Annotated in this window: 23 protein-coding genes and 1 pseudogene; 17 read left to right on the forward strand and 7 right to left on the reverse strand. The window is 55.8% G+C overall.

Features of this window, described 5'->3' with window-relative positions; all coding sequences use genetic code 11:
* Positions 1-186: 186 nt before the first annotated feature.
* Complete coding sequence (locus B5D39_RS01145; RefSeq protein WP_161947400.1) at positions 187-1,425, reverse strand: tyrosine-type recombinase/integrase; 1,239 nt, start codon at positions 1,423-1,425, stop codon at positions 187-189.
* A gap of 130 nt (positions 1,426-1,555) precedes the next feature.
* Here B5D39_RS01145 and smc point away from each other — a divergent pair, with 130 nt between their 5' ends.
* The 14 genes and pseudogenes from smc to B5D39_RS01215 form a co-directional block, all read left to right on the forward strand.
* A complete protein-coding gene (gene smc / locus B5D39_RS01150; RefSeq protein ID WP_078788548.1) occupies positions 1,556-5,083 on the forward strand; it encodes a chromosome segregation protein SMC in 3,528 nt (1,175 codons plus the stop codon).
* 57 nt (positions 5,084-5,140) lie between these two features.
* Entirely contained in the window at positions 5,141-5,497 is a 357-nt protein-coding gene (locus tag B5D39_RS01155; protein ID WP_078788549.1) for a roadblock/LC7 domain-containing protein, read from the forward strand.
* Positions 5,497-6,525, forward strand: coding sequence for a signal recognition particle-docking protein FtsY (ftsY, locus tag B5D39_RS01160; protein WP_078788550.1), 1,029 nt, complete (start codon positions 5,497-5,499; stop codon positions 6,523-6,525). The genes B5D39_RS01155 and ftsY overlap by 1 nt, the downstream gene beginning before the upstream one ends.
* A 22-nt stretch (positions 6,526-6,547) precedes the next feature.
* Positions 6,548-6,793: a cell division protein ZapB gene (locus B5D39_RS01165; protein WP_244161317.1), complete on the forward strand. Its 246-nt coding sequence runs from the start codon at positions 6,548-6,550 to the stop codon at positions 6,791-6,793.
* Between the two features lie 3 nt (positions 6,794-6,796).
* A complete protein-coding gene (zapA, locus tag B5D39_RS01170) occupies positions 6,797-7,096 on the forward strand; it encodes a cell division protein ZapA (protein ID WP_078788551.1) in 300 nt (99 codons plus the stop codon).
* 261 nt (positions 7,097-7,357) lie between these two features.
* On the forward strand, positions 7,358-7,936 hold the full coding sequence (locus B5D39_RS01175; protein WP_078788552.1) for a 5-formyltetrahydrofolate cyclo-ligase: 579 nt from the start codon (positions 7,358-7,360) through the stop codon (positions 7,934-7,936).
* Between the two features lie 18 nt (positions 7,937-7,954).
* Positions 7,955-9,520, forward strand: a complete 1,566-nt coding sequence (rny, locus tag B5D39_RS01180; RefSeq protein ID WP_078788553.1) for a ribonuclease Y — start codon at positions 7,955-7,957, stop codon at positions 9,518-9,520.
* Positions 9,521-10,306, forward strand: coding sequence for a TIGR00282 family metallophosphoesterase (locus B5D39_RS01185; RefSeq protein ID WP_078788554.1), 786 nt, complete (start codon positions 9,521-9,523; stop codon positions 10,304-10,306).
* Between the two features lie 208 nt (positions 10,307-10,514).
* Entirely contained in the window at positions 10,515-11,720 is a 1,206-nt protein-coding gene (gene tyrS, locus B5D39_RS01190) for a tyrosine--tRNA ligase (protein ID WP_078788555.1), read from the forward strand.
* A gap of 72 nt (positions 11,721-11,792) precedes the next feature.
* Positions 11,793-12,989, forward strand: a complete 1,197-nt coding sequence (locus B5D39_RS01195; protein ID WP_078788556.1) for a class I SAM-dependent rRNA methyltransferase — start codon at positions 11,793-11,795, stop codon at positions 12,987-12,989.
* Between the two features lie 3 nt (positions 12,990-12,992).
* On the forward strand, positions 12,993-14,771 hold the full coding sequence (gene cydD, locus B5D39_RS01200) for a thiol reductant ABC exporter subunit CydD (RefSeq protein ID WP_139366639.1): 1,779 nt from the start codon (positions 12,993-12,995) through the stop codon (positions 14,769-14,771).
* Positions 14,768-16,408 (forward strand): thiol reductant ABC exporter subunit CydC, encoded by a 1,641-nt coding sequence (gene cydC / locus B5D39_RS01205; RefSeq protein WP_078788557.1) that lies wholly within the window; start codon positions 14,768-14,770, stop codon positions 16,406-16,408. The genes cydD and cydC overlap by 4 nt, the downstream gene beginning before the upstream one ends.
* Before the next feature lie 18 nt (positions 16,409-16,426).
* Positions 16,427-16,768, forward strand: a complete 342-nt coding sequence (locus B5D39_RS01210; protein ID WP_078788558.1) for a phage holin family protein — start codon at positions 16,427-16,429, stop codon at positions 16,766-16,768.
* Positions 16,755-17,081: pseudogene (locus B5D39_RS01215) on the forward strand (peptide chain release factor-like protein); the annotation flags it as partial. The gene B5D39_RS01210 and the pseudogene B5D39_RS01215, both read left to right, overlap by 14 nt.
* Before the next feature lie 143 nt (positions 17,082-17,224).
* Here B5D39_RS01215 and B5D39_RS01220 read toward each other — a convergent pair.
* The 4 genes from B5D39_RS01220 to B5D39_RS01235 all read right to left on the reverse strand — a co-directional run bounded on the left by B5D39_RS01220 (position 17,225) and on the right by B5D39_RS01235 (position 18,392).
* Positions 17,225-17,482 (reverse strand): hypothetical protein, encoded by a 258-nt coding sequence (locus tag B5D39_RS01220; RefSeq protein ID WP_078788560.1) that lies wholly within the window; start codon positions 17,480-17,482, stop codon positions 17,225-17,227.
* Positions 17,483-17,553: 71 nt separating this feature from the next.
* On the reverse strand, positions 17,554-17,772 hold the full coding sequence (locus tag B5D39_RS01225) for a magnesium and cobalt transport protein CorA (protein ID WP_078788561.1): 219 nt from the start codon (positions 17,770-17,772) through the stop codon (positions 17,554-17,556).
* Positions 17,773-17,778: 6 nt separating this feature from the next.
* A complete protein-coding gene (locus B5D39_RS01230; RefSeq protein ID WP_078788562.1) occupies positions 17,779-18,174 on the reverse strand; it encodes a type II toxin-antitoxin system VapC family toxin in 396 nt (131 codons plus the stop codon).
* A complete protein-coding gene (locus B5D39_RS01235; RefSeq protein ID WP_078788563.1) occupies positions 18,174-18,392 on the reverse strand; it encodes a hypothetical protein in 219 nt (72 codons plus the stop codon). Before B5D39_RS01235 ends, B5D39_RS01230 begins: the two co-directional genes overlap by 1 nt.
* Positions 18,393-18,552: 160 nt before the next feature.
* On the opposite strand from B5D39_RS01235, the gene B5D39_RS01240 reads away from it, so the two are divergent.
* From B5D39_RS01240 to B5D39_RS01250, 3 genes are read left to right on the forward strand one after another with little or no spacing between them, the layout of a single operon-like run.
* A complete protein-coding gene (locus tag B5D39_RS01240; RefSeq protein ID WP_078788564.1) occupies positions 18,553-20,337 on the forward strand; it encodes an ATP-binding cassette domain-containing protein in 1,785 nt (594 codons plus the stop codon).
* Positions 20,334-20,561: a VF530 family protein gene (locus tag B5D39_RS01245; protein WP_078788565.1), complete on the forward strand. Its 228-nt coding sequence runs from the start codon at positions 20,334-20,336 to the stop codon at positions 20,559-20,561. The genes B5D39_RS01240 and B5D39_RS01245 overlap by 4 nt, the downstream gene beginning before the upstream one ends.
* Positions 20,548-21,858: a DEAD/DEAH box helicase gene (locus B5D39_RS01250; protein WP_244161318.1), complete on the forward strand. Its 1,311-nt coding sequence runs from the start codon at positions 20,548-20,550 to the stop codon at positions 21,856-21,858. Before B5D39_RS01245 ends, B5D39_RS01250 begins: the two co-directional genes overlap by 14 nt.
* Before the next feature lie 132 nt (positions 21,859-21,990).
* Here the strand turns inward: B5D39_RS01250 and B5D39_RS01255 are convergent, their stop codons facing one another.
* Positions 21,991-22,377 carry a type II toxin-antitoxin system VapC family toxin gene (locus tag B5D39_RS01255; RefSeq protein ID WP_078788566.1) on the reverse strand — a complete coding sequence of 129 codons (387 nt, stop codon included), beginning with the start codon at positions 22,375-22,377 and terminating at the stop codon, positions 21,991-21,993.
* A complete protein-coding gene (locus tag B5D39_RS01260; protein WP_078788567.1) occupies positions 22,374-22,619 on the reverse strand; it encodes a type II toxin-antitoxin system Phd/YefM family antitoxin in 246 nt (81 codons plus the stop codon). The genes B5D39_RS01255 and B5D39_RS01260 overlap by 4 nt, the downstream gene beginning before the upstream one ends.
* Positions 22,620-22,698: the final 79 nt, after the last annotated feature.

Below are 22,698 nucleotides of genomic sequence, written 5' to 3' on the forward strand. Positions count from 1 at the left end.
GTCAATGAACTGCACTTTTTATATTATATCGGCGAATTGTCAAGCGCTTTTAGGTAATACCAAACCCCACCATCATGTATTTTGTATACAGAACTTACACCACCACTATATCTATGGATTATCAGCAGTTTTTTATTTTAAAACTGTATTTATACGAGTGGCTACTAAACCTTACCACCAAACAGCCTATATGCAAGCGCCTGCCACCAGATTCTTGTCCCCAACTGAAGGGGCATCAGCAATCAATTCCGTGATCCTGTCCGCTATTTTTTGCATCGGCCCCCGCAGCCGTTCTGTTGTGATCTGGATATACCCACCGGTAACATCATTCCCCATGCTGTGATTCAGTAAAGCCTTCAAGCTGTAGTGTGGCACGTCCAGGCTTTCAGCAATAGTGATGAAGGTACGTCGAAGGTCATGGAAACAGAACTGGACATCGGTTACAGCTATGATGTCCCGCTTGTAGTTGTCAGGATTACTCAGGAATGGCGAGGGATGCTTGCCGGGGAAGATATATTCATTCTCATACCCGGCAGCCCGACGCTTCAACAGCAACTTGTAAAGCTGTTCTGACATAGGCATGGTCACCTGATCGTCTTCCGGCTTTTCACCCCGCTTCTTTTCAGGAATGAAAGAGAATGCCTTCCTCTTAAAATCAATGTCAGACCATTTTAAGCGGGCCGCTTCATTACGCCTTAAGCCGGTGTATAGCAGCAACAGCATGTAATCCCGCCCCTTGGGGTTATTGTAATCATTCACCGCTTTAAACCATACCGGCAAGTCTTCAGGCGTGATGAAGGTGGTACGGCGCTTCTTCTTCGCCCAATCACGTTCTCGGACCTCCCGCACACCGTCAACAGGATTCCTGTGGATCACCCCAGGGTGTAAGGCTAGGCCAAACCGGAAAAGGCTTCTGAGCAGCTTGACGGCGTTGATTGCCTGTGACTTGCCGTTGATGATTTCCAGCTGTTCCAGGCGATCCAGAACCATGCTGCCGGTTATAGTGTCCGCTGGTAGTGTCAACCAGTCCTTGAAGTGGTTCTCCATCCAGGCGTTATATTGACGGATTGTTGCCGGGGCCAAGGTCTTCTTGGTAGACATATATTGACGGTGGAGGTCTGCAACGGTTATTGTCTCAGCCTTCGGCTGGCGGCCAGGATGGGGATCAATACCGGACTTGAGCTTTTGCAGATACGTGGTAGCCTCTGATCTGGCCTGTTCACAAGTGAAGAGACCAAAGGCTCCGATAGGTATAAACGGTTTTTTGGTAGTGCCGCGTTGTCTGGAACGGACGAAGAAGGTTAAGGCGTCCTTGGTTGCACGCACACCAAAACCAGCTAAGTCAGTATCAAAATAATCTACCTGGCCGGCTGTCGGCTTGACTATATTTTTAAGGTTGGCCTTGGTGATTTTTAAGCTTGGCATAGTAGCCCCCTGTAGTGTCCAACTCAGTGTCCTTAAAGTGGCCACTGTGACAAAAATACAGTAACAAATGAGCATACTCTATGCAACAGCTTTCAAGTAAATATCATATGTTAGATAACACCATCATACTATGAAAATCAAACGACTCGAGATAGCGGGATTTAAATCATTTGCAGACAAGGTTGTGCTGGACTTCCAGCAGGGCGTAACCGGCGTGGTGGGTCCCAACGGCTGCGGCAAATCCAATATTGTTGATGCCATCCGCTGGTGCATGGGAGAGCAGTCCGCCAAAAACCTGCGTGGCAAGGCGATGGAGGATGTGATCTTCCTTGGCAGCGAAAACCGCAAGCCCTTAGGAATGGCCGAGGTGTCACTGGTCTTTTCCACCGAAGATGGCCGTGCTCCGGCCAAGTATCTGGAATTCATCGAGATCCAGCTGACCCGCCGACTTTACCGCGATGGTGAAAGCGAATACCTGATCAATAAAACCCCCTGCCGCCTGCTGGATATCTCTGAACTGTTTATGGATACCGGGGTCGGCACCAAGGCCTATTCAATCATAGAGCAGGGCAAGATCGGCCAGATCCTGCATTCACGGCCTGAAGAGCGTCGCCTGCTGATTGAGGAGGCTGCCGGTGTCACCAAATACAAGACTAGAAAACAGCTGGCCCTTAAAAAGATTGATGCCACCCGCCAGAACCTTTTGCGGCTTTCTGATGTATTGGGAGAAATCAAACGACAGCTGAATGCCCTGCAACGGCAGGCCAAAAAGGCAGAGAAATTTCGTGAACATCGAGAAGAACTGCGGGAGATTGACCTGCTCTTTACCCTGCATCAGGCCGATAGCCTGCAGGCCGAGCATCAACAGACCCAACAACAGCTTAGTGAGCAACAACAGCGGATACAGGAGGTCTCAAGCGCTGCTGATACGTCAGAAAACCTGGTAGAGTTGCAACGTCTGGCCATGCTGGAGTCAGAAAAAGGGCTGTCTGCACAGCAGGAAGAGCTGTTCCGGGTGAGAAGCGAGGCGGTTGCCTGCGAGAACGGGCTGAGTTTTCGCCGCAAAGAGCGTGAGACCATCACCGAGCGCCTAGCCCGGCTCGAACTTGAGCAGCAGACGATCACAGAACGGCGCGAAAACCTGGTTGCCGAACTGGCCAGGCTGCAGCAGCACCAACAGACCACCGGCAGCGACCTGGCGGCTGCAGAAGCCCAGCTCGCCACTCTGCAGGAAGAACAGCAAGAACAGGAACAGGGCTTTGAGACCTTAAGCCGCCGGATAGAGACCCAACGTCGTGACCTGTTCAGCGCCACCGGTGAGGCCGCGCAATACCGCACCCGCCAGGAGACGGCCCAGAAACGCCTCGCAGTTTTGGCTGAACGGCTTGAGCGTCACAGCCATGAACAGATTGTTGTCATGGAAAAGCAGCATGAAAACAGAAGTTGTTACACCACCCTGACTGAGCAGCTTGAGCTTCGCAGACAGGCACAACAGGCCGCTGCCGCACAGATCACCCTGCTGGCAGAGCAGGAGCAGCTTCTGAAGACAAAGGTGCCGGAACTGGACAAGCTGGTCCAGGCCCAGCGGGATGAACTCAGTCGCAACAGCTCACGGCTGACCTCGCTGCAGGAGCTTGAGGCCCAGTTTGCCGGGTATGGACAAGGGGTGCGGCAGTTAATGACCGAATCCCCACTGCGTGAGCGGTTGGGCGGCATGCTGGCTGATACCCTGCTGGTGCCGGAAGAGTATGAACTGGCTGTCGAATCGGTGCTGGCTGAACGGCTGCAGGCGGTGCTTTGTAACAACCAGCAGGACCTGATCAGCGCACTCCAGTATCTGCGTGAACAGGCAACAGGACGCGCTCAACTGACAGCACCGCAGCAGCAACCGGTCACGCCGCAACAGATTAGCGGAACCACTCCGTTGCTGGCACTGCTTGAGGTTTCCGGACAGGCAGCCACGCAACTGCAGCGGATGCTCGCTCCGGTACATCTGGCCGACTCCCTTGAGGCCGCCCTGGACCTGTCCCGCAGCTATCCTGACCTGACCTTTGTGACACGGGCTGGCGAGGTCGTCGCCTCCGACGGTACCGTCAGCGGTGGCCCACCGGAATCAGCTCAGGGCGGCATTATCCATAAAAAGCGGGAAATCAGGTCGTTAGAGCTGCTGGTGCAGGAACTGTCCCAGACTCTGGCCAGCAGCGAGGCAGAACAGAAGCGGGTCCGATCTGAACTGCAGGAGGTGGGGCAAGAGCTGCAGGCCGCCCGTGCCGATCAACACCAGCTTGATCTGCTGCTGTCAGGACTGATCAAAGATCAGCAGCAGCTTGATGCCGAGGCCGGACGGCTTGCTGAACGCCTGGAACTGCTGGTGCATGAACGGGCAACCCTGGAGGAAGAACAAACTGGCCTGCAGGAAGAGCAGAGAGCGGCAACCATCGGCCAGCAGGAAGCCGAGGCCCGCGCCAAAAATCTTGAGCAGGAGTCGCAGACATTAAGTGCTGAACTTGAAGGCCGCCGCCTGATCCTTGCCGCAGCCCGTGAGGCGCTGACGGCCCAACGGGTGGCTGTTGCCACCCTGCGTGAACAGGGCGAGGCCCATCAGCGAACGGTTATTTCACTCACCTCCCAACTGGCTGAACTGGACCTGCGAATTCAAAACAGTTCAGCAGAACGCGAACAGACCGAAAACAGTCGTCAACGTCTGAATAGCGAGTTGGAGAGCGAGGAACAACGGCTGCAGATCCTGCTTGAACAGCAGATCAAACAGGATGAGCTGCTACAGGTCGTACGCCAACAGCACGAAGCTGCAGCCATGCAACTGGCCACAGCAGAGCATGATGCCCGCCTGCGCCGGGAAGAGCGAGAGGCGATCCGCCAACTGCATGCCGATCTCTCGCTCAAGGTCTCCTCACTGTTACTGCAGCAGGAGCACCTTGAACAGTCACTACAGGATCGCCACCGGCTGAGCCTGAGCGAGGTACGTGAACGGCTGGGTGAGCGGGAACTTGATCCGGTCGCAGCCCGCATCCGCCAGACCGACCTGGAGCGGCTGATCGACGAACTGGGCGAAGTCAACCTGATGGCAATTGAAGAGTACGCCGGCATGGAACAGCGCTACGACTTCCTGGCCGGCCAGAAGGCGGATCTTGAAGAATCCCTGAATGACCTGCAACAGGCGATCCACAAGATTAACCGCACCACCCGCAAACGGTTCCTGGAGACCTTCACCCTGATCAATGAAAAGTTCCAGGAGGTCTTTCCGCGGCTGTTCTGCGGCGGCAAGGCAGAACTGCGTCTGACCGATGAACAGGATCTGCTTGAGACAGGCATTGATATTATCGTACAGCCTCCCGGTAAAAAGCTGGCCAACGTGATGCTGCTGTCCGGTGGAGAAAAGGCGTTAACCGCCGTTGCTCTGATCTTCTCAATCTTCCTGATCAAGCCGACCCCGTTCTGCCTGCTGGACGAGGTGGATGCGCCGCTGGACGATGCCAATATCGGCCGTTTTAACGACATGGTACGGGAGATGAGCGCCATCTCCCAGTTCATCATCATTACCCACAACAAGACCACCATGGCGGTTGCCGACACCCTCTACGGCATCACCATGGAGGAACCGGGGGCCTCACGGCTTGTGTCGGTCCGATTGCATTAAGCCGATAGTTCTGGTATGTAAAACGATCATTTCTGCAGCCATTGCGAGGAACAGACAATGCCGTTTCAGTCCGTATTAAAAGAGCTGGTGGATTCCGTACCCCATGCCGTGGGTGCCATTCTGGTTGATTGGGAAGGGGAGGCGGTTCAGGAATACTGCCATTGCGATTCCTACGACATGCGCTTTGTTGCTGCCCACAAAGGGATTGTGCTCTCACGCCTGCGGGAAACCCATGCTGACAATCAGGGTGGAGTTATTGAGGATGTGGTGGTCACCTCAGAACGCCAGATTTTGCTGATCGGTGTCGTTGACCCAGACTATTCACTGGTATTACAGGCAGATAGAGCTTGTCCAATGGGAGTGGCACGCTACCACTTCAACAATGCCCTGACACGCCTGAAAAAGGAACTTTGATGTCTGAAGAAAAAAAAGGATTTCTGCGGGGCATGTTTGAGCGGGTAACCGGAACTGCTCCTCAGGAACCTGAATCCCCACAGCAAGTTACGGATGATACCCAGAAAAAGCCAGGGCTGTTTGAGCGACTGAAGTCAGGCCTCAAAAAAACCACTGATGGACTGGTTGGTCGGATTGATGCCCTGGTGTTAGGTAAAAAAGAGATTGATGCCGATACGTTGGAGGAGCTGGAAGAGATCCTGATCACCTCTGACATCGGGGTTAAGACAACGGTTGAACTGATCCGCAGCCTGGAGCAGCGCCTCTCCCGCAATGAGCTGAAAGATGGCGCTGCCCTGCGCGGGGCACTGAAGGAAGAGCTGCTCTCGCGCCTGCTGGCACATCATACCCCGCTGCAAACCGATGGTGCAGCACCGTTTACCATTCTGGTGGTGGGGGTCAATGGTGTTGGCAAGACCACCACCATCGGCAAACTGGCAGCAAAATTTGCTGCCGAAGGCAAGAAAGTTCTGCTGGCTGCCGGTGACACCTTCCGCGCTGCAGCCGCAGAACAGCTTGAAATCTGGGGAGAACGGGCCGGAGTAGCGGTCATCCGTCACCAGGAAGGGGCCGACCCTTCGGCCGTCGCCTTTGATGCCTGCAAGGCAGCGGTCAGTCGCGGCACTGAGATACTGATCATCGACACAGCCGGACGGCTGCACACCAAAGTCAACCTGATGGAGGAGATGAAGAAGATCCACCGGGTTATCGGACGTGAAATACCCGGCGCACCCCATGAGACCCTGCTGGTTCTGGATGGTGCCACCGGCCAGAATGCCCTTTCACAGGCCCGTCTGTTCAAAGAGTCTGCCGGGGTGACCGGTATTGCCCTGACCAAGCTGGATGGCACTGCCAAAGGTGGTATTGTAGTGGCAGTATCCCATGAGTTCAGCCTGCCTGTTCGCTACATCGGCGTAGGTGAAGGGGTTGACGACCTGCGTGTATTTGACCCTAACGAGTTTGTGGATGCCCTCTTCCAGACCTCATAACCGGCATAGCACGGAACCGCCCATGCAAATGGGCCTTGACTTTATTCAGGAAAATCAATACATTATTGCACCCTCAGAAGGAGATTGCTCCGTGGAAACAGAACTTTTTGAAAAACTTGAAGAAAAAATCAGCAACCTGCTGACTAACTATGCTGCTTTAAAGGAAGAAAACCGGATTCTGGCAGATGAAAACGAGCGCCTCCGGCAGGAGCGTGAAGGCCTGAAAGGCCGCGTTGATGCTATCCTGAGTAAACTAGAAGGCGTGTAAGGCATGATCAAGGCCCATCTGGTTACGGTACTGGGACGAGAAATCCCGGTCCGCAGCTCCGCACCGGAAGAAAAGGTGCGGGAGGTTGAGGCCTTTGTAAATACCCGGATCGAGGCGATCCGTGAGCGGCTGACCACAGCCGACCCGCAACTGTTGGTAACCCTGGCCTTGCTGAACCTGTCAGAATCCTATCTGGAACTGCAGGGACGCCAGGACGGTTCAAACAGGCTGGAAGCCCGTATCACCAGCATGCTTGAACAACTTGATAATGCATTGCAACCACAAGGCACCAGTTTGAGCTAAAAGCAGGACAAGCACGTGGTCTCTTCAGGGAGACTTTGATATATAAACCACCAACGCATTAACTATTTGTACCTGTTCAGTTTCCGTGGCATCAGCTGCGTACTGATATCTGCACTGGCTTATATATCCCCGGTATGTAAGGGGCCTTCGGCAGACAGAACCATTGGGAACTGCCGAACTATCCTTCCATCCTCCCTGCAGCAGACCAGACCCGACACCCGGGTAACCCCCTGTTTGTGCGTGTGTTATTGTGAGGGCCCTATGCCTAAAAAGGCCTTACGACGTGACCTGCTTGCGCGGCGTCGCGCCATGGATCAGGCCACTTGGCAGACTGCCAGTGGGTCTGCCCAACAACGTTTAGCTGACCTGGAGCTGTTTCAGCAGGCAGCCTGTATCGCCCTCTACTCGCCGATTCAGCAGGAGGTTGACACCGAGCTGCTGTTTGCAACGGCACGCGCTGCAGGAAAACGGGTTTTGTACCCGCTTGTCTGCGATAACAACCTGCAGTTCCGGGAAGTTACCGAAACAGGTCAGCGTACCGCAGGTGCCTTTGGTATCCTTGAGCCCTGCAGACTGGGTGAGGACCACACCCTTGAAACAGTAGACCTGATCGTGGTCCCGGGTGTTGCCTTTGATCTACAGGGGCATCGGATCGGTTTTGGCAAGGGCTACTATGACCGCTGCCTGAGCCAGCTTCAAAAACATGGCATCCTTGTTGGTTTGTGTCATGATTTCCAGCTGTTGGAGCAGATCCCGGCAGAGGGTCATGATATCAGAATGCAGTATATTGTTACGGATAAACGGATTGTCCAGGTAGTGACCGGCAGCCTGCCGGATTAACATAAAGGAGGATGACGTATGATAACAAGTATCGTTATGGCACTGGTAATCGTTGCGGTCGCAGGTGCGGCATATTTTGCCGGCAACCGTTTTGGACGCAAGAGCACTGAAGGACTTGTGGCACAGGCTGAAGAGCTTGCTGCCCGGCTGCTTGAGGATGCCCGGCGTGAGGCAGATAATATTGCCAAGGAAGCAGAACTGAAGGCCAAAGATGCGGCCCTTGAGGCAAAAGAAGCAGCAGAAGGCGAACTGAAGGAAAAAAAGAGAGAAATTCAGGTTCAGGAAAAACGGATACAGCAGAAAGAAGAACATCTGGACAAAAAAGCGGTGCTGGTTGATCAAAAAGAGATGGATCTGCTCAAAAAAGAACAGACTGTATCAACAAAAGAACAAACCCTGACTGCCAAGGAAGAAGAGTTGAACAAGGCAGCTGGCGAGCAGCGTGCAAAGCTGGAGCAGATCTCCGGTATGACCTCTGAAGAGGCAAAAAACTCCTTGATCGAGGCGATGGAAAGTGAAGCCAAGCACGATGCGGCCAAACGGATCAAGCTGATTGAGGATGAAGCCAAAGAAACCGCTGACAAGAAGTCAAAAGAAATCATTGCCGCAGCGATTCAACGCTATGCTGGCGAATATGTTTCAGAAAAATGTGTTTCCGTGGTGCCGCTGCCCTCCGATGAGATGAAAGGGCGGATCATCGGTCGTGAAGGCCGTAACATCCGTGCCCTGGAGGCAGCCACCGGGATTGACCTGATTATTGACGATACCCCGGAAGCAGTGATCCTGTCCGGTTTCAACCCGGTACGTCGTGAAGTTGCCCGTTTATCATTGGAAAAGCTGCTGGCCGATGGCCGGATTCACCCGGGCCGGATCGAAGAAGTGGTTTTAAAATCAGAGGAAGAGGTTGAAAAAGCGATCAAAGAGGCTGGCGAACAGGCCGCCTTTGACCTGGGTGTCCATGGCATTCACCCCGAAGTGCTCAAGCTGATCGGTCGCCTCAAGTACCGCACCTCCTACACCCAGAACGTCTACCAGCACTCACTGGAAGTTGCCTTCCTGTGCGGCATCATGGCAGCCGAGCTGGGGATCAACGTCAAGCAGGCCAAGCGGGCCGGTCTGTTGCATGACCTGGGCAAGGCAGTTGACCATGAGGTGGAGGGCTCCCATGCCGTAATCGGTGCTGACCTGGCCCGTAAGTACGGTGAATCACCAAAGATTGTCCACGCCATTGCAGCCCACCATGAGGATGAAAAACCATCCACCATCCTGGCGGTACTGGTCCAGGCAGCAGATGCCCTGTCCGGCGCACGTCCCGGCGCACGGCGCGAGATGATGGAATCCTATGTCAAGCGGTTGGAAGATCTGGAGCGGATCGCCACCTCGTTTGACGGCGTACAGGGCTCCTTTGCCATCCAGGCCGGTCGTGAGATCCGGGTTATGGTCTCCAGCGACAAAGTCTCCGACGAGCAGTCGGTTCTGATGGCACGTGAGATTGCCAAAAAGATCGAGAGCGAAATGACCTATCCCGGCATGATCAAGGTCAACGTCATCAGAGAAACCCGTGCCACCGAGTACGCCAAGTAAATGTCAGTCAGAATTCTTTTTATAGGTGATATTGTTGGCAGCCCAGGCAGGACGGCCATCAGCCGGGAATTACACCGGCTGGTGGACCGTCATGCCATTGATCTGATTATAGCCAATGGCGAGAACGCTGCCGGTGGTTTCGGCATCACCCCTGACACCGCTGCAGAGCTGTATCGTCACGGGGTCCACCTGCTGACCAGCGGCAACCATATCTGGGACAAGAAGGACAACTCCGGTTTTCTGGATCGGGAAGAGCGGATCATCCGGCCGCTCAACTACCCCCCTGGCACACCGGGCCGTGGCTCAACAGTGGTAGAAACTCCTGCCGGTATCAAGGTTGGGGTACTGAATCTGGAAGGTCGGGTTTATATGAAAAACCTGGACTGTCCCTTCCGTTGCGCCGATGCAGAGCTGGAACAGCTACGAAAGAAAACATCCATCATCCTGCTGGACTTTCATGCCGAGACCACTTCAGAAAAGGCATCTCTGGGCTGGTATCTGGATGGCCGGGTCTCTGCCGTAGTGGGTACCCACACCCATGTCCAGACCGCCGATGAACGGATTCTGCCGGGCGGCACCGCCTACATCACCGATGTGGGAATGACCGGCTCCTTTGATTCGGTCATCGGGGTAGATAAAGGGCAGGCGATCCAGCGCTTTCTGACCCAGCAGTCGGTCAAGTTTGATATCCCCAAAAAGGATCTGCGGATCAACGCCGTGGTGATCGGGGTAGACACAAAGACCGGCAAGGCCGTCAGTATTGAACGAATTAATGCAGCTTGTTGAACAGCTAAAACAAGCTTTTAACGCAGAGAAAAATGAGAGAGATACGAGGCGCAGAGATTATATTTTCAGGCAAGATCAGCTAGTTAGTTCTCTGCGTCTTTGCATCTCTGCATCCCTGCGTTAAGTTTTTTATCCGTGGCAATCCGCTCAATCAGCGTCATCCGCGGTCTATTATCATGGCTTTTCATGCCTTTCACGGAGTATTACCATGAGTATCCCCGCTGCCGAACAGATCGCCGTTATCAAGCGCGGCTGTGTTGAACTGCTGATCCAGAAGGAACTGGAAGACAAACTGGCCACTGGCCGCCCGTTGATCATCAAGGCCGGTTTTGACCCCACTGCGCCTGACCTGCACCTGGGTCATACGGTACTAATCCAGAAACTGCGTCAGTTTCAGCAGTTAGGCCATGATGTCCACTTCCTGATCGGCGACTTCACCGGTATGATCGGCGACCCAACCGGCAAGTCCGAGACCCGCAAGGTGCTGACCCGCGAAGATGTTCTGCGCAATGCCGAAACTTACAAAGAGCAGGTCTTCAAGATCCTTGACCCGGAAAAGACCAAGGTGGTTTTCAACTCCTCCTGGCTGAACGAACTGGGCTGCGGCGGCATGATCGGCCTGGCCTCCAAGTACACCGTGGCCCGGATGCTAGAGCGGGACGATTTCCACAAGCGCTACACCACCCAGCAGCCGATTGCGATCCATGAATTTCTGTACCCCCTGATCCAGGGCTATGACTCAGTGGCAATGAAGGCGGATCTGGAGCTGGGCGGTACGGACCAGAAGTTCAACCTGCTGATGGGGCGTGAGTTGCAGCGTGAGTGGGGGCAGACACCCCAGTGTGTCTTGACCATGCCGCTGCTAGAAGGCCTGGATGGCGTCAACAAGATGTCAAAATCATTGGGCAACTACATTGGCATCAGCGAGGCACCCGATGAGATCTTCGGCAAGGTCATGTCCATCTCTGATGAACTGATGCTGCGTTACTATGAACTGCTCTCTGACAAGAGCATTGCCGAAATCGAGCAACTGAAGGTTAATCTGGCTGATGGTTCCCTACACCCGATGGCAGCCAAAAAGGCGCTTGGCCGGGAGATCGTGACCCGCTTCCACGGGGCTGGTACCGGTGATGCTGCTGAAGAAAACTTTGTCAAACGGTTTAAGGAAAACGAGATCCCGGATGAGATGCCCCAGGTCAGCTATGGCATGGCAGATTGCCCGCTGCTGCTGGCCAAGGCCTTGACTGAGGCCGGCCTGACCAAGTCCAATGGCGAAGCCCGCCGCTCCATTGATCAGGGCGGAGTCAAGCTGAATGGTGAGAAGGTCAGCAACACCAATCTGGAGCTGACCGCCAGCGGCGAGTACATCGTCCAGATCGGCAAACGCCGCTTTGCCAGGATCGTAATCGGATGACCGTAATGACTTAATAATCAATCTGTGCAAAAGGGACTGCCTCGGTGGTTCCTTTTGTGTTTGGAGCAGCAGATGGAACAGCGGATAGTAGGACAAGATACGGTCAGGATGCTGGAACTGGGCCACCCCTGGATCATTGCAGACAATTTCACCAAGCGTTGGCCCAAGGGTAAAACTGGTGATCTGGTACAGCTGACTGATGAACGGGGCAAACCTATGGCCATTGCCCTGCTGGACCCAGCTGACCGGATCGTGGCACGGGTGCTGAGCCATCAAGCGATGCAGTTTGACCGTGGCTGGATCAAAAAGAGGCTGCAGTCCACCATCAGCCTACGGGAAAGACATGCTGACCTGAGCAACACCACCGCCTACCGTCTGGTGAATGCCGAAGGTGATGGCCTGCCCGGCCTGACCGTGGACCGCTACGGGGAGTATCTGATGATCCAGCTCTACTGCGAAGGCTGGCGTCCCCACCTGAAACTGGTGACCAGTGTATTGCAAGAGCTGCTGCAACCGCTCGGAATCTATGAAAAAGCACGTCCCCATAACACCCGTGAGCTTGAGGCGGTCAGTGACAGCAAGAAGTACGGCAGATTGCTGGCAGGCAGCGCAGCACCGCAACGGCTGGAGGTACAGGAAAACGGTCTGACCTTTCTGGTCTCACTGGAAGAAGGACTGAACACCGGACTGTTTCTGGACCAACGGGAAAACCGTCGCGGTCTGATGCCCCGCATGGCTGGCAAACGCTTCCTGAACCTGTTTGCCTACACCGGCGCCTTTTCCGTGGCTGCTGCAGCAAGCGGGGCAACCCAGGTCACCTCGGTGGACGTCTCTCCCGGTTATACAGACTGGAACCGGGCCAATTTCAGTGCTAACCGCCTTAATCACAAGAAACACCGTTTTCTGGTGGGTGACTGCATGGCCAGACTTGCGGAACTGGCAAGCAGCAAGGAACAGTTTGATATCATCATGATGGACCCGCCCTCCTTCTCCACCACGGCTAAGGGGCGCTTTACCACCCGTGGCGGCACCAGTGATCTGGTGGCAGCCTGCCTGCCACTACTGGTCGATGGCGGCCTGCTGATCTGTTCTTCCAACCACCAGAAGACTGATCTGGCTGACTACCTGAAAGAGCTGCGCCGGGGTGCCCTGCAAGCAAAGTCAGAACTACGGGTGATTGAGCAAAAGGGACAACCGGCTGATTTCCCCTACCCGGTTACCCTGCCTGAGGGACGCTACCTGAAGTATCTGGTCTGCGTGAAGGGATAAACGTTGACTGAAAAACAGGACACCATACCAAGCCACACCACCCCCGAAGCCTGGCTACGGCAACAGGCCCGCAGTGTCAAAGGCAGTATGCTGACCGCGATCCTGGCCGCCTTTATCGGTGGTCTGCTGATTATCCTGCAGGCCCGGTTGCTGGCCACTGTCTGCCAGCGTGCTGTAATTGAGGGGTTTGGCCTGGCTCCGTTGCTGCCGTTGCTGGCATGGCTGGGTCTGATCGCCCTGCTGCGGGGCTTGGCCGCCTATCTGAGCGAACATGCAGCGATCAAGGCAGCAGCACAGGTCAGACAGCAGGTCCGCACTGCCCTGTACCAGCGGCTGCTACTGCTGCGTCCGACCGGTATGGCTGGCGAAGTGGGGCCGTTGACCGAGGTGGTGACTGCCGGAGTGGAAGGTCTTGAGGCCTACATTGCCCGTTTCCTGCCCCAGATGGTGCTGGCCGGTCTGTTACCACTGGCAGTGCTGCTAGTGGTGCTGCCGTCAGAATGGCGCTCCTCACTGGTGCTGATCTTCTCGGCACCGTTTATCCCGCTCTTGATGGTGCTGATCGGCAAGGGGACCGAAACCCTCAACCGCCGCCAGTTTGCCCGGCTTTCCCGCATGGCAGCTCATCTGCTGGATCTGGTGCAGGGGTTGCCCGACCTGAAGATATTTGGCGCTGCCAAACGGGAGGCAGAGCTGGTTGCGCAGGTTTCGGACCAGTATCGGGTCGGCACCATGGCGGTGTTGCGGGTGGCCTTTCTGTCGGCCTTTACCCTGGAATTCTTCTCAACCGTGGGCACGGCAGTGGTGGCGGTGATCATCGGTTTCCGTCTGCTGGCTGGAAACCTGTCCCTGCTGGATGGCTTGTTTGTACTGTTGTTGGCACCGGAATACTACCTACCGCTACGCAACCTGGGGCTGGCCTACCACAGCCGGATGAACGGTATGGCTGCGGCTGAACGGATTATTCCGTTGCTGCAACAAAAAGATCTTTTGCCACAGAGGTCACAGAGGAACACAGAGGAAGAAATCAATACCGATACTTATTCACCTCTTCATTCCTCTGCGAACCTCCTCGTCCTCTGCGGTGAGTCCATTGAGGTTGTTTGCACATCAGTCAGCTTCCGTTACGGGGGTGATCGTGGCGGGGTACAGGATATCTCGCTGACCATCCCGGCAGGCAGCATGGTCGCCCTGGTGGGTGCCAGCGGCAGTGGTAAATCCACCCTGGCCCGACTACTGCTGGGGCTGGCCCAGCCGGAATCCGGGCAGATCACCGTCAATAACATTGACCTTGCACAGCTGGATCAGGCTGCCTGGCGTTCACAACTGGCCTGGGTGCCGCAACAGCCGTTCTTCTTCAGTGCCACTATCCGGGAAAACCTGCTGCTGGGCAGGCCCGATGCCGATGATCAGGCGATCCAGCAGGCCCTGGCAGCTGCAAGCCTGACGGGAGTGATCAACGCACTGCCGGAAGGGCTGGCAACCCGCTTGGGTGATCGCGGGGCTGGACTGTCCGGTGGTGAACTGCGACGTCTGGCCCTGGCACGGGTCTTTCTGCGGGATGCCGGCCTGGTAGTGCTGGATGAGCCGACAGCCGGGCTGGATGCAGACAACGAACAGCTGGTGCTGGATGCCATGGAGCGGCTAGCTGCTGGACGGACAATGCTGATCATCAGCCACCGCGAGGCCACCATCAGCCGCTGTCAACAGGTTGTGGTGCTGGCAGCAGGCAGGCTGGAGCAGGTCACCACCTCCCAGGAGTATCTGGAGGTGACAGCATGAGAGAACTGCTACGGATGCTGAGGCCTGCCAGACAACACTGGCGCTGGATGGCTGGCGGCATCGGGCTAGGTGTGGCGGTCATCGCTGCCAATGCCGCCCTGATGGCGATCTCCGGCTGGTTCATCGCCTCCATGGCTGTGGCCGGGGTTACCCAGGCCTCCTTTAACTACTTCTTTGCCTCAGCCTCCATCCGTGCCCTGGCCATTCTGCGGGCTCTGGGTCGCTATGGCGAGCGGCTGGTGACCCATGAGGCAGCCTTCCATATCCTGGCTTCGTTACGGGTCTGGCTGTTTAAGCGTCTGATTCCACTGGCACCGGCCGGGCTTGAAAGCTACGCTGGCGGTGATCTGGCCGGTCGGCTGCGGGCCGATGTTGACAGCCTGGAAAACCTCTACCTGCGGATTATTGCGCCGATTTTCACCGGCGGTTTAACCATCCTTTTGGCTGGGCTGTTTGTGTTTGCCTGGAGCGGTTCAGCAGCCCTGGTGTTGGTGACACTACTACTGCTGGCCGGACTGCTACTGCCGCTGCTGGCACGTCATCTGGCTGCACAGCCGGGCAAACGCTCAACAGAACTGGCCGGGGCGCTGCGCACCACGATAACGGAAGGGCTGCAGGGGGCAGAAGAACTGCTGCTGCTGGGGGCAACCGATAAACAGGCCCAGACGGTTGAGACGCTGTCCAGCGGTCTGGTGCAGCAACAGGTCCGGCTGGGGCAGATCAGCAGCCTAACCCTGGCCGGTGTCACCACCTGTGGTGCTTTGGCCATGGCTGGCCTGGCCCTGGTCTGTATCCCGCTGGTACAGGGGGGGCAGCTGACAGGCCCGAATCTGGTGATGCTGCTGCTGTTCAGCGCTGCCTCCTTTGAGGCGGTTGGCCCACTGGCCCATTCACTGCAACTGATCCCTGCCACCAGTGAGGCGATCCGTCGGATTCGGGAGCTGGCTGATGCACAGGTGCCGCTGCTAGAACCGCTGCAGCCCCGAACACCGGAGTCATGCAGGATTGTGCTGGATCAGGTCAGTTGCAGCTATGGTGGTGGGCAGGCAGTGCTGGAGCAGTTCTCGCTGGCCATCAATCCAGGTGAACGGGTGGCGGTGGTGGGCCCCAGTGGTAGCGGTAAATCCACCCTGATTGAACTTCTGCTCCGTTTCCGCCCCTATCAAGGCAACATCAGTATTGGTGGTTGTGAACTGCGTGACATTGCACCGGATCAGCTTGCCGGGCTGGTTGCCGCAGTGCCGCAGCAACCGCACCTGTTTAACAGCACGATCCGGGAAAACATCCTGCTGGGACGTGAGATTACGGATGAGCAACTGACTGCTGTCCTGTCTGACAGTGGCCTTGAACAGTGGATCGCCGACCTGCCCCAGAGGCTGGACACCCCGGTGGGTGAAACCGGCAGCGCCGTGTCCGGTGGCGAGGCGCGGCGGATCGCCCTGGCCCGCGCTCTGGTAACGAATGCGCCGATCCTGCTGCTGGATGAGCCAACCGAAGGGCTGGATGGCGCTCTTGAGCAGTCTGTGGTACAACATCTGACAGATCGCTTGCAGGGCACCACTGTGCTGGTGGCGACCCATCGACCGGCCTGTCTGGCACTGGCCCAGCGGGTAGTACGGATCGGCAAAACGATTTAACCTGAAGGAGAAGAGACCATGAGCTTTCTGATCAACTGGCTGTTATCCGGTCTGGCCATTATCATCACCGCCTACCTGTTACCAGGTGTGCATCTGTCCGGTATCAAAGCGGCTCTACTGACGGCAGTGGCTCTGGGGCTGATCAATGCGGTTATCAAACCGGTCTTGAAACTATTAACCCTGCCGCTGACTATTATGACCCTGGGGTTGTTCAGCTTGGCACTGAATGCCCTGTTGATCATGCTGACCGCCAAACTGGTGCCCGGCTTTCAGGTACAAGGCTTTCTCTGGGCCCTGGCCTTCAGTCTGGTATTGGCACTGGTGAACTGGGTCTTGAGTATTTTCAAACAAGATGATTGAGATTAACGAAGCAGATATCAGGGTGGAGTTCTACCGTGCCTCCGGGCCAGGCGGGCAACACCGCAACACCACCGATTCAGCCGTGCGGATCAGGCACCTGCCGACCGGGATTGTGGTGCATGCAGCCGAGAACCGCTCCCAGCTGCGTAACCGTGAAGTAGCTATGGAGCGGCTACGGCTGGCGCTGGAAAAGCGTAACCGGGTGGAAAAGAAACGCTTGGCAACCAAAGTACCCAAGGGGCAGAAACTGCAACGGGTTGCGGAAAAGCGGATGGCGGCACAGCGCAGGAAGATGCGGAAACCGGAAGAGTAACAAACAAAACTTATATTTACCGCAGAGAGCACAGAGGTTCGCAGAGGAAAGCTGAAACGCAGATATAATTATAAACGACAGGCTATTTACTGTTTATTTAAATAATCCTCTGTGTTACTCCGCGTCCTCTGCGGTGAACTGTTTTACATCAAAAACGATGCGGCTACCGCCTGATCAGTCCCTTTCAGTCGCGTCACCATCTTGTGCCGCTCTTCCGCCGGGATCAGAGCGGCCAGGTGATCACGGGCACTGTCCGGACTGCCGGCAATGGCAGATGCCATCTGAAACATGATCTCAAGAGAAAGCCCGGCACGATGGCCTTCAACCAGCTTGCCTATTTCAGCGCGGCGTTGGTCCTCACTCCAGGTTTTATAGATATCAACACCGATATTTGCGAGCATGGGGTGATCCCTTCAGATTGGATTGAAGTTGCGTTGGTAGCACGGGACAGCAATGGATGGCAACCGCAAAACTAACGTATCAGGCGGTCCAACAGCCGGTCGATCTCCTCAATCACGACAGTTGGCAGTTGATCGGTCTGGACAATCCGGTTCACCAGATCAGCCTGGATAAAACCGGGCAGCAGTTTCAGGATCTCTCCGGCATGTTCGGCAGGCAGGCGGGACAAGGCTACCGCAATGGTCTGGGGATGTTCATTCAGCAGCTCTTTGGCGATACGACGGTAGTCCATGGGTGATTACGGTGCAATAAGCAGACGGCTTATTTCGTCATAAAGCAGAAACTGTTTATCTGCACTGATAACAGGAAGATGATGAGTGATTGATGTTGCGATAATCAGACGATCCTGGGGATCTTTATGATGTTCCGGCAGAGAAGCAGCAAGCCGGGCTATTTCAGCGGTAATTGGCAGGCAGTTGACACCAGCTTCAGAAAACACACCTGAAAACCACTCATCCAGACTGATCTCCAGTTCAATTCTGCCATGTCTGACAAGCCATTCTATTTCAAAACATGAAATTGCAGAAACAGCCAGTGACTCTGCTTCTTCGATAGTTGCAACCAAAGGTGAAGGCAGCTTTCCAGCAGTGCCATTGATCCACCAAAGCAGGATATGCGTGTCAAGCAACAGCATCAGGCAATGTTCCAGTCCTGGGCTGGAGCAGACGACATGACATCGCCAATCTCGCGCAGTTTTCCGCGAAGATGCGCAGGCACTTTGTTCTTCTTCGCTGGCAATGGGGTGTCAAGGAGCAGCATGATTACTTCAACGGATTTGCCGGGCGGCAGCAGCGGCAGGCCGGTAAGATGACCAGTCGAATCTGTCTGCGTTACAATTCGTTGGGCTTGCATGTCAGATAACCTCCTTTTACTTTGTTGAAATATAGCCCAATACTTCAGATATAACAAGCGGTCCTGAATTTCGGGTTGTGGTGCATTTTAATGGAAGCTGGACAGAATCAGTGTTAAAAAATCTCTCTACTACGAATAATCAAATGATGGAAAACAAACTATGGCCCTGATTACCCTGCGCGACATATCCCTGGCCTTTGGCGGCCCTCCGCTTTTTGATGGTATCAACCTGCAGATAGAACCGGGGGACCGGCTCTGCCTGATGGGCAGAAACGGTACCGGCAAATCCACCCTGATGAAACTGATCAGCGGAGAGATCCCGCCTGAAGGGGGCGAAGTCATTCGCAGCCAGGGGCTACGGGTTGCGCTGGTCTCCCAGGAGATCCCCCAGGGGGTGGCTGGTACGGTCTTTGAGGTGGTGGCGCAGCATCCCCATGCGGCCATCGGCGCTGAGCAATGGGAGCATGAGCAGCAGGTGGAGCGGGTGCTGAACCGGCTGCATCTGGAGCCGGAAGCTGAGTTTTCAAGCCTCTCCGGCGGCACCAAACGACGGGTGCTGCTGGCCCGGGCACTGGTGGCTGCGCCGGATATCCTGCTGCTGGACGAGCCGACCAACCACCTGGATATTGAAACCATCCTCTGGCTGGAGGAGTTTCTGGCCAGAAACATCACCACCTGCATCTTTGTTACCCACGACCGGGCCTTTGCCCGGCGACTGGCGAATAGAATTGCCGAGCTGGATCGGGGCAGAATCTATGCCTTTTCCTGCGGGTATGATCAGTTTGTGGAGCGTCGCGAGGCGCTGCTGGAGGCAGAGATCACCCGCCTGGCCCTGTTTGACAAGAAACTAGCCCAGGAAGAGGCGTGGGTTCGTCAGGGGATCAAGGCTCGCCGCACCCGCAACGAAGGCAGGGTGCGGGCATTGAAAGCACTGCGGGAGGAATACCGCCAGCGGCGCACCCGCCAGGGTACCGCAACCATCCGGCTGCAGGAGGCAGATCGCTCCGGTCGGCTGGTGATTGAGGCAGAGCAGGTCGGTTTCAGCTATGGCGACCGCACCGTGATCCGCGATCTCTCCACCACCATCATGCGGGGTGACAAGCTGGGGATCATCGGGCCCAACGGTTCCGGCAAGACCACCCTGCTGCGGCTGTTACTGGGTGAGCTGGAGCCCCAGTCCGGGGTCATCCGCCAGGGCACCCGGCTGGAAGTGCTCTACATGGATCAGATGCGGGACCAGCTTGATCCCCAGAAAAGCGTGGCTGAAAACGTGGGGGAAGGGAATGACACCCTGATCATCGGCGGAAAATCACGCCATATTATCGGCTACCTGCAGGATTTCCTGTTCTCACCGGAGCGTGCCCGTTCGCCGGTCTCAATCCTCTCCGGCGGTGAGCGCAACCGACTGCTGCTGGCCAAGCTGTTCACCAAGCCGGGCAACGTGCTGGTGCTGGATGAGCCGACCAACGACCTGGATGCCGAGACCCTTGAGCTGCTGGAAGACCTGTTGATGGAATACTCCGGCACCCTGCTGCTGGTCAGCCACGACCGGGAATTCCTGAATAACGTGGTCAGCTCCACCCTGGCGATCAACAGCGACGGCACTGTCAAGGAGACCGTCGGTGGCTATGATGACTGGCTGCGGGAGCAACAGCTTGAGGCTGCCCCTCCGGCTGCAGCAAAACCGGCTCAGGAAAAGGGCAAACCGCAGAAAGAGCGGCCTCGCAAGCTCTCCTTCAAGGAAGAGCGAGAGCTTGAGGCGCTGCCGGAGCGGATCACCACCCTTGAGGCAGAGCAGGAGCAGATCCACAGCACCCTGGCTGATCCTGATTTTTATAAAAATCGCGGGGCCGAGGCGGTGACCTTGAATGCCCGGCTTGAAGCCATTGATGCCGAACTGCTAGCTGCCTATGCCCGCTGGGAAGAGCTGGAGGCGTTGCGATGAAAGCAGTAGATCCTTTACACGGCGTCACCCTTGAAACAATTTTAAAGGAGCTGGTCAGCCAGATCGGCTGGGCTGCAATGGGCAATGCCGTTGATATTCGCTGCTTTACCTATGATCCTAACATCAAATCCAGCCTTACCTTTCTGCGCCGCACCCCCTGGGCCAGAGCCAAGGTCGAAGAACTCTATCTTCGCCAGAAAGCGACAACCTGTGAAAAACACTGATATCTCCTTTGATTCCCTTGGCCTGCGCCCTGAACTGCTGAGCGCCATTGCCAGCCTGGGCTATACCAACCCCACCCCGATTCAGGCCGAGGCTATTCCCGTGATATTTGAAGGGGGCGACCTGCTTGCCGGAGCCCAGACCGGCACCGGCAAGACCGCTGCCTTTGCCCTGCCGATCGTCCAGATGCTGGCTGAAACCACCCCTGCAGAAAAACGCCGCAAGCCCCGAGCCCTGGTGCTGGTACCCACCCGTGAACTGGCTGCCCAGGTCAGCGACGAGATGAACCGCTATGCCCGTCGCCTGTCGCTGCGCTCCACCATGATCTACGGCGGCGTAACCATCCAGGCCCAGATTGAACGGCTGCACCGCGGCGTGGATATTGTAGTGGCAACGCCGGGACGGCTGCTGGATCATGCCGAGCGGGGCACTATTGATCTTTCTCGGATCAAGTTTCTGGTGTTGGATGAGGCAGACCGGATGCTGGATCTGGGTTTTATCGATGACATCAAAAAGGTTGCAGAGTATCTGCCTGCCAAGCATCAGGCCCTGTTGTTCTCAGCCACCTACTCCCAAAATATCAAGCAGTTGGCTGATCAGCTACTGGAGCAGCCCAAACGGATTGAGGTGGCCCGCCGCACCCTGACCGCCGAGGCCGTGACCCAGGCGATCTATCAGGTGGAGCGCAGCCGCAAACGGGAGATGCTGTCTTTTTTGATCCGCAAAAACGGCTGGAATCAGGTACTGGTCTTTACCCGCACCCGCTATGGCGCAGATAAACTGACTGAAGAACTGCTCTTTGACGGGATCAAGGCGGCTGCTATCCACAGTAATAAAAGTCAGTCGATCCGCACCCGCACCCTGGCTGAATTCAAACAGGGCACCTTCCGGGTACTGGTGGCAACCGATGTGGCAGCCCGCGGCCTGGATATCGAGCGCCTACCCCATGTGGTAAACTACGATCTGCCCCAGGTGCCTGAAGATTATGTGCATCGGATTGGCCGCACCGGACGGGCCGGAGAAGAGGGGATCGCCATTTCGCTGGTCAGCCAGGAAGAACAGATTCTGTTGGCTGCCATTGAAAAGCTGGTCAAGCAGAGCATTCCGCGCCAAAGTCTGGCAGAATTTCCTCAGTATGCGGTTAGACGGACGGTGAAGGCAAAGGAAGGCAAGCTGGCTAAAGAGCAGGCCAAGCCAAAGAAGACAGAGGTTAAAGCTGCAACCCCCAAGCGGAAAAAGGTGGTGCCGGAGCGTCCTGCCCCCAAGACCGGCCGCCGGGGACAGCGAACAAGCAAGTAGAATCTGCTATTCCGATTCCAAATCAAGAGTGATATCAAGGCGGCGAGGATTGAGGCGACGAAGGCGTACAGGCAGTACGTTGAGGAGCCGAAGACGAGCCAACGCAGAGAGCGCCTTGAGTTGAAATCGGAATTATACCGCTATAATCGTATCACTGTATCTGGCCACCTGCGCATCATGGGTTACAAGCCTGAGCGGTTCATGCAGTGCCTGTGCAACCAGCATCCGGTCAAACGGATCAGCATGCAGGGGTGCCAAAGCCTCAACAGCAACAGCGTGTTCAGGACTGATGGCCAACAGGCGATAACCTGATTCACGAAACCAGCCAAGCGCTTCAGCACTGGAAACCGGCATGTTGGTACGGCCAAGACTGTACTTGATCGATATTTCCCAGATGGAGGCTGCACTGACAAAGATCTCATTCTCTGGCGCGGTGATCAATGCCCTGGCTGCACCGGATAGTCGGGGATCATCACTAATGGCCCAGAGTGCAATATGGGTATCCAGCAATAGTCTCATACTGCCTGCCCCGCGAACAGCCTGGCAATAGCCTCATTATCAGCGTCAAAGCTGTCAGGCAGTACGAATTTTCCCTTGGCAATTCCCAGCCGTTGACCCACCGGTTTTTCAGCAAGTGGCGCCAGACGGGCAACAGGTCTGCCATTACGGGCAATCACAACCTCTTGTTCACGACCGCTTTCAATCGCTTCAACCAATCGTGAAAGATTGGTCTTTGCTTCAAACATGTTTACGTTTTGCATAAATCGCCCTCCTTGCTAAACCAAGTCTAGCAGATGCGGATCTGGTTGGCAAGCAGGCTCACCCAACTACCAACCAACC

Origin of the sequence: Trichlorobacter thiogenes (genome assembly GCF_900167465.1) — a bacterium.
GTDB classification, from domain to species: domain Bacteria; phylum Desulfobacterota; class Desulfuromonadia; order Geobacterales; family Pseudopelobacteraceae; genus Trichlorobacter; species Trichlorobacter thiogenes.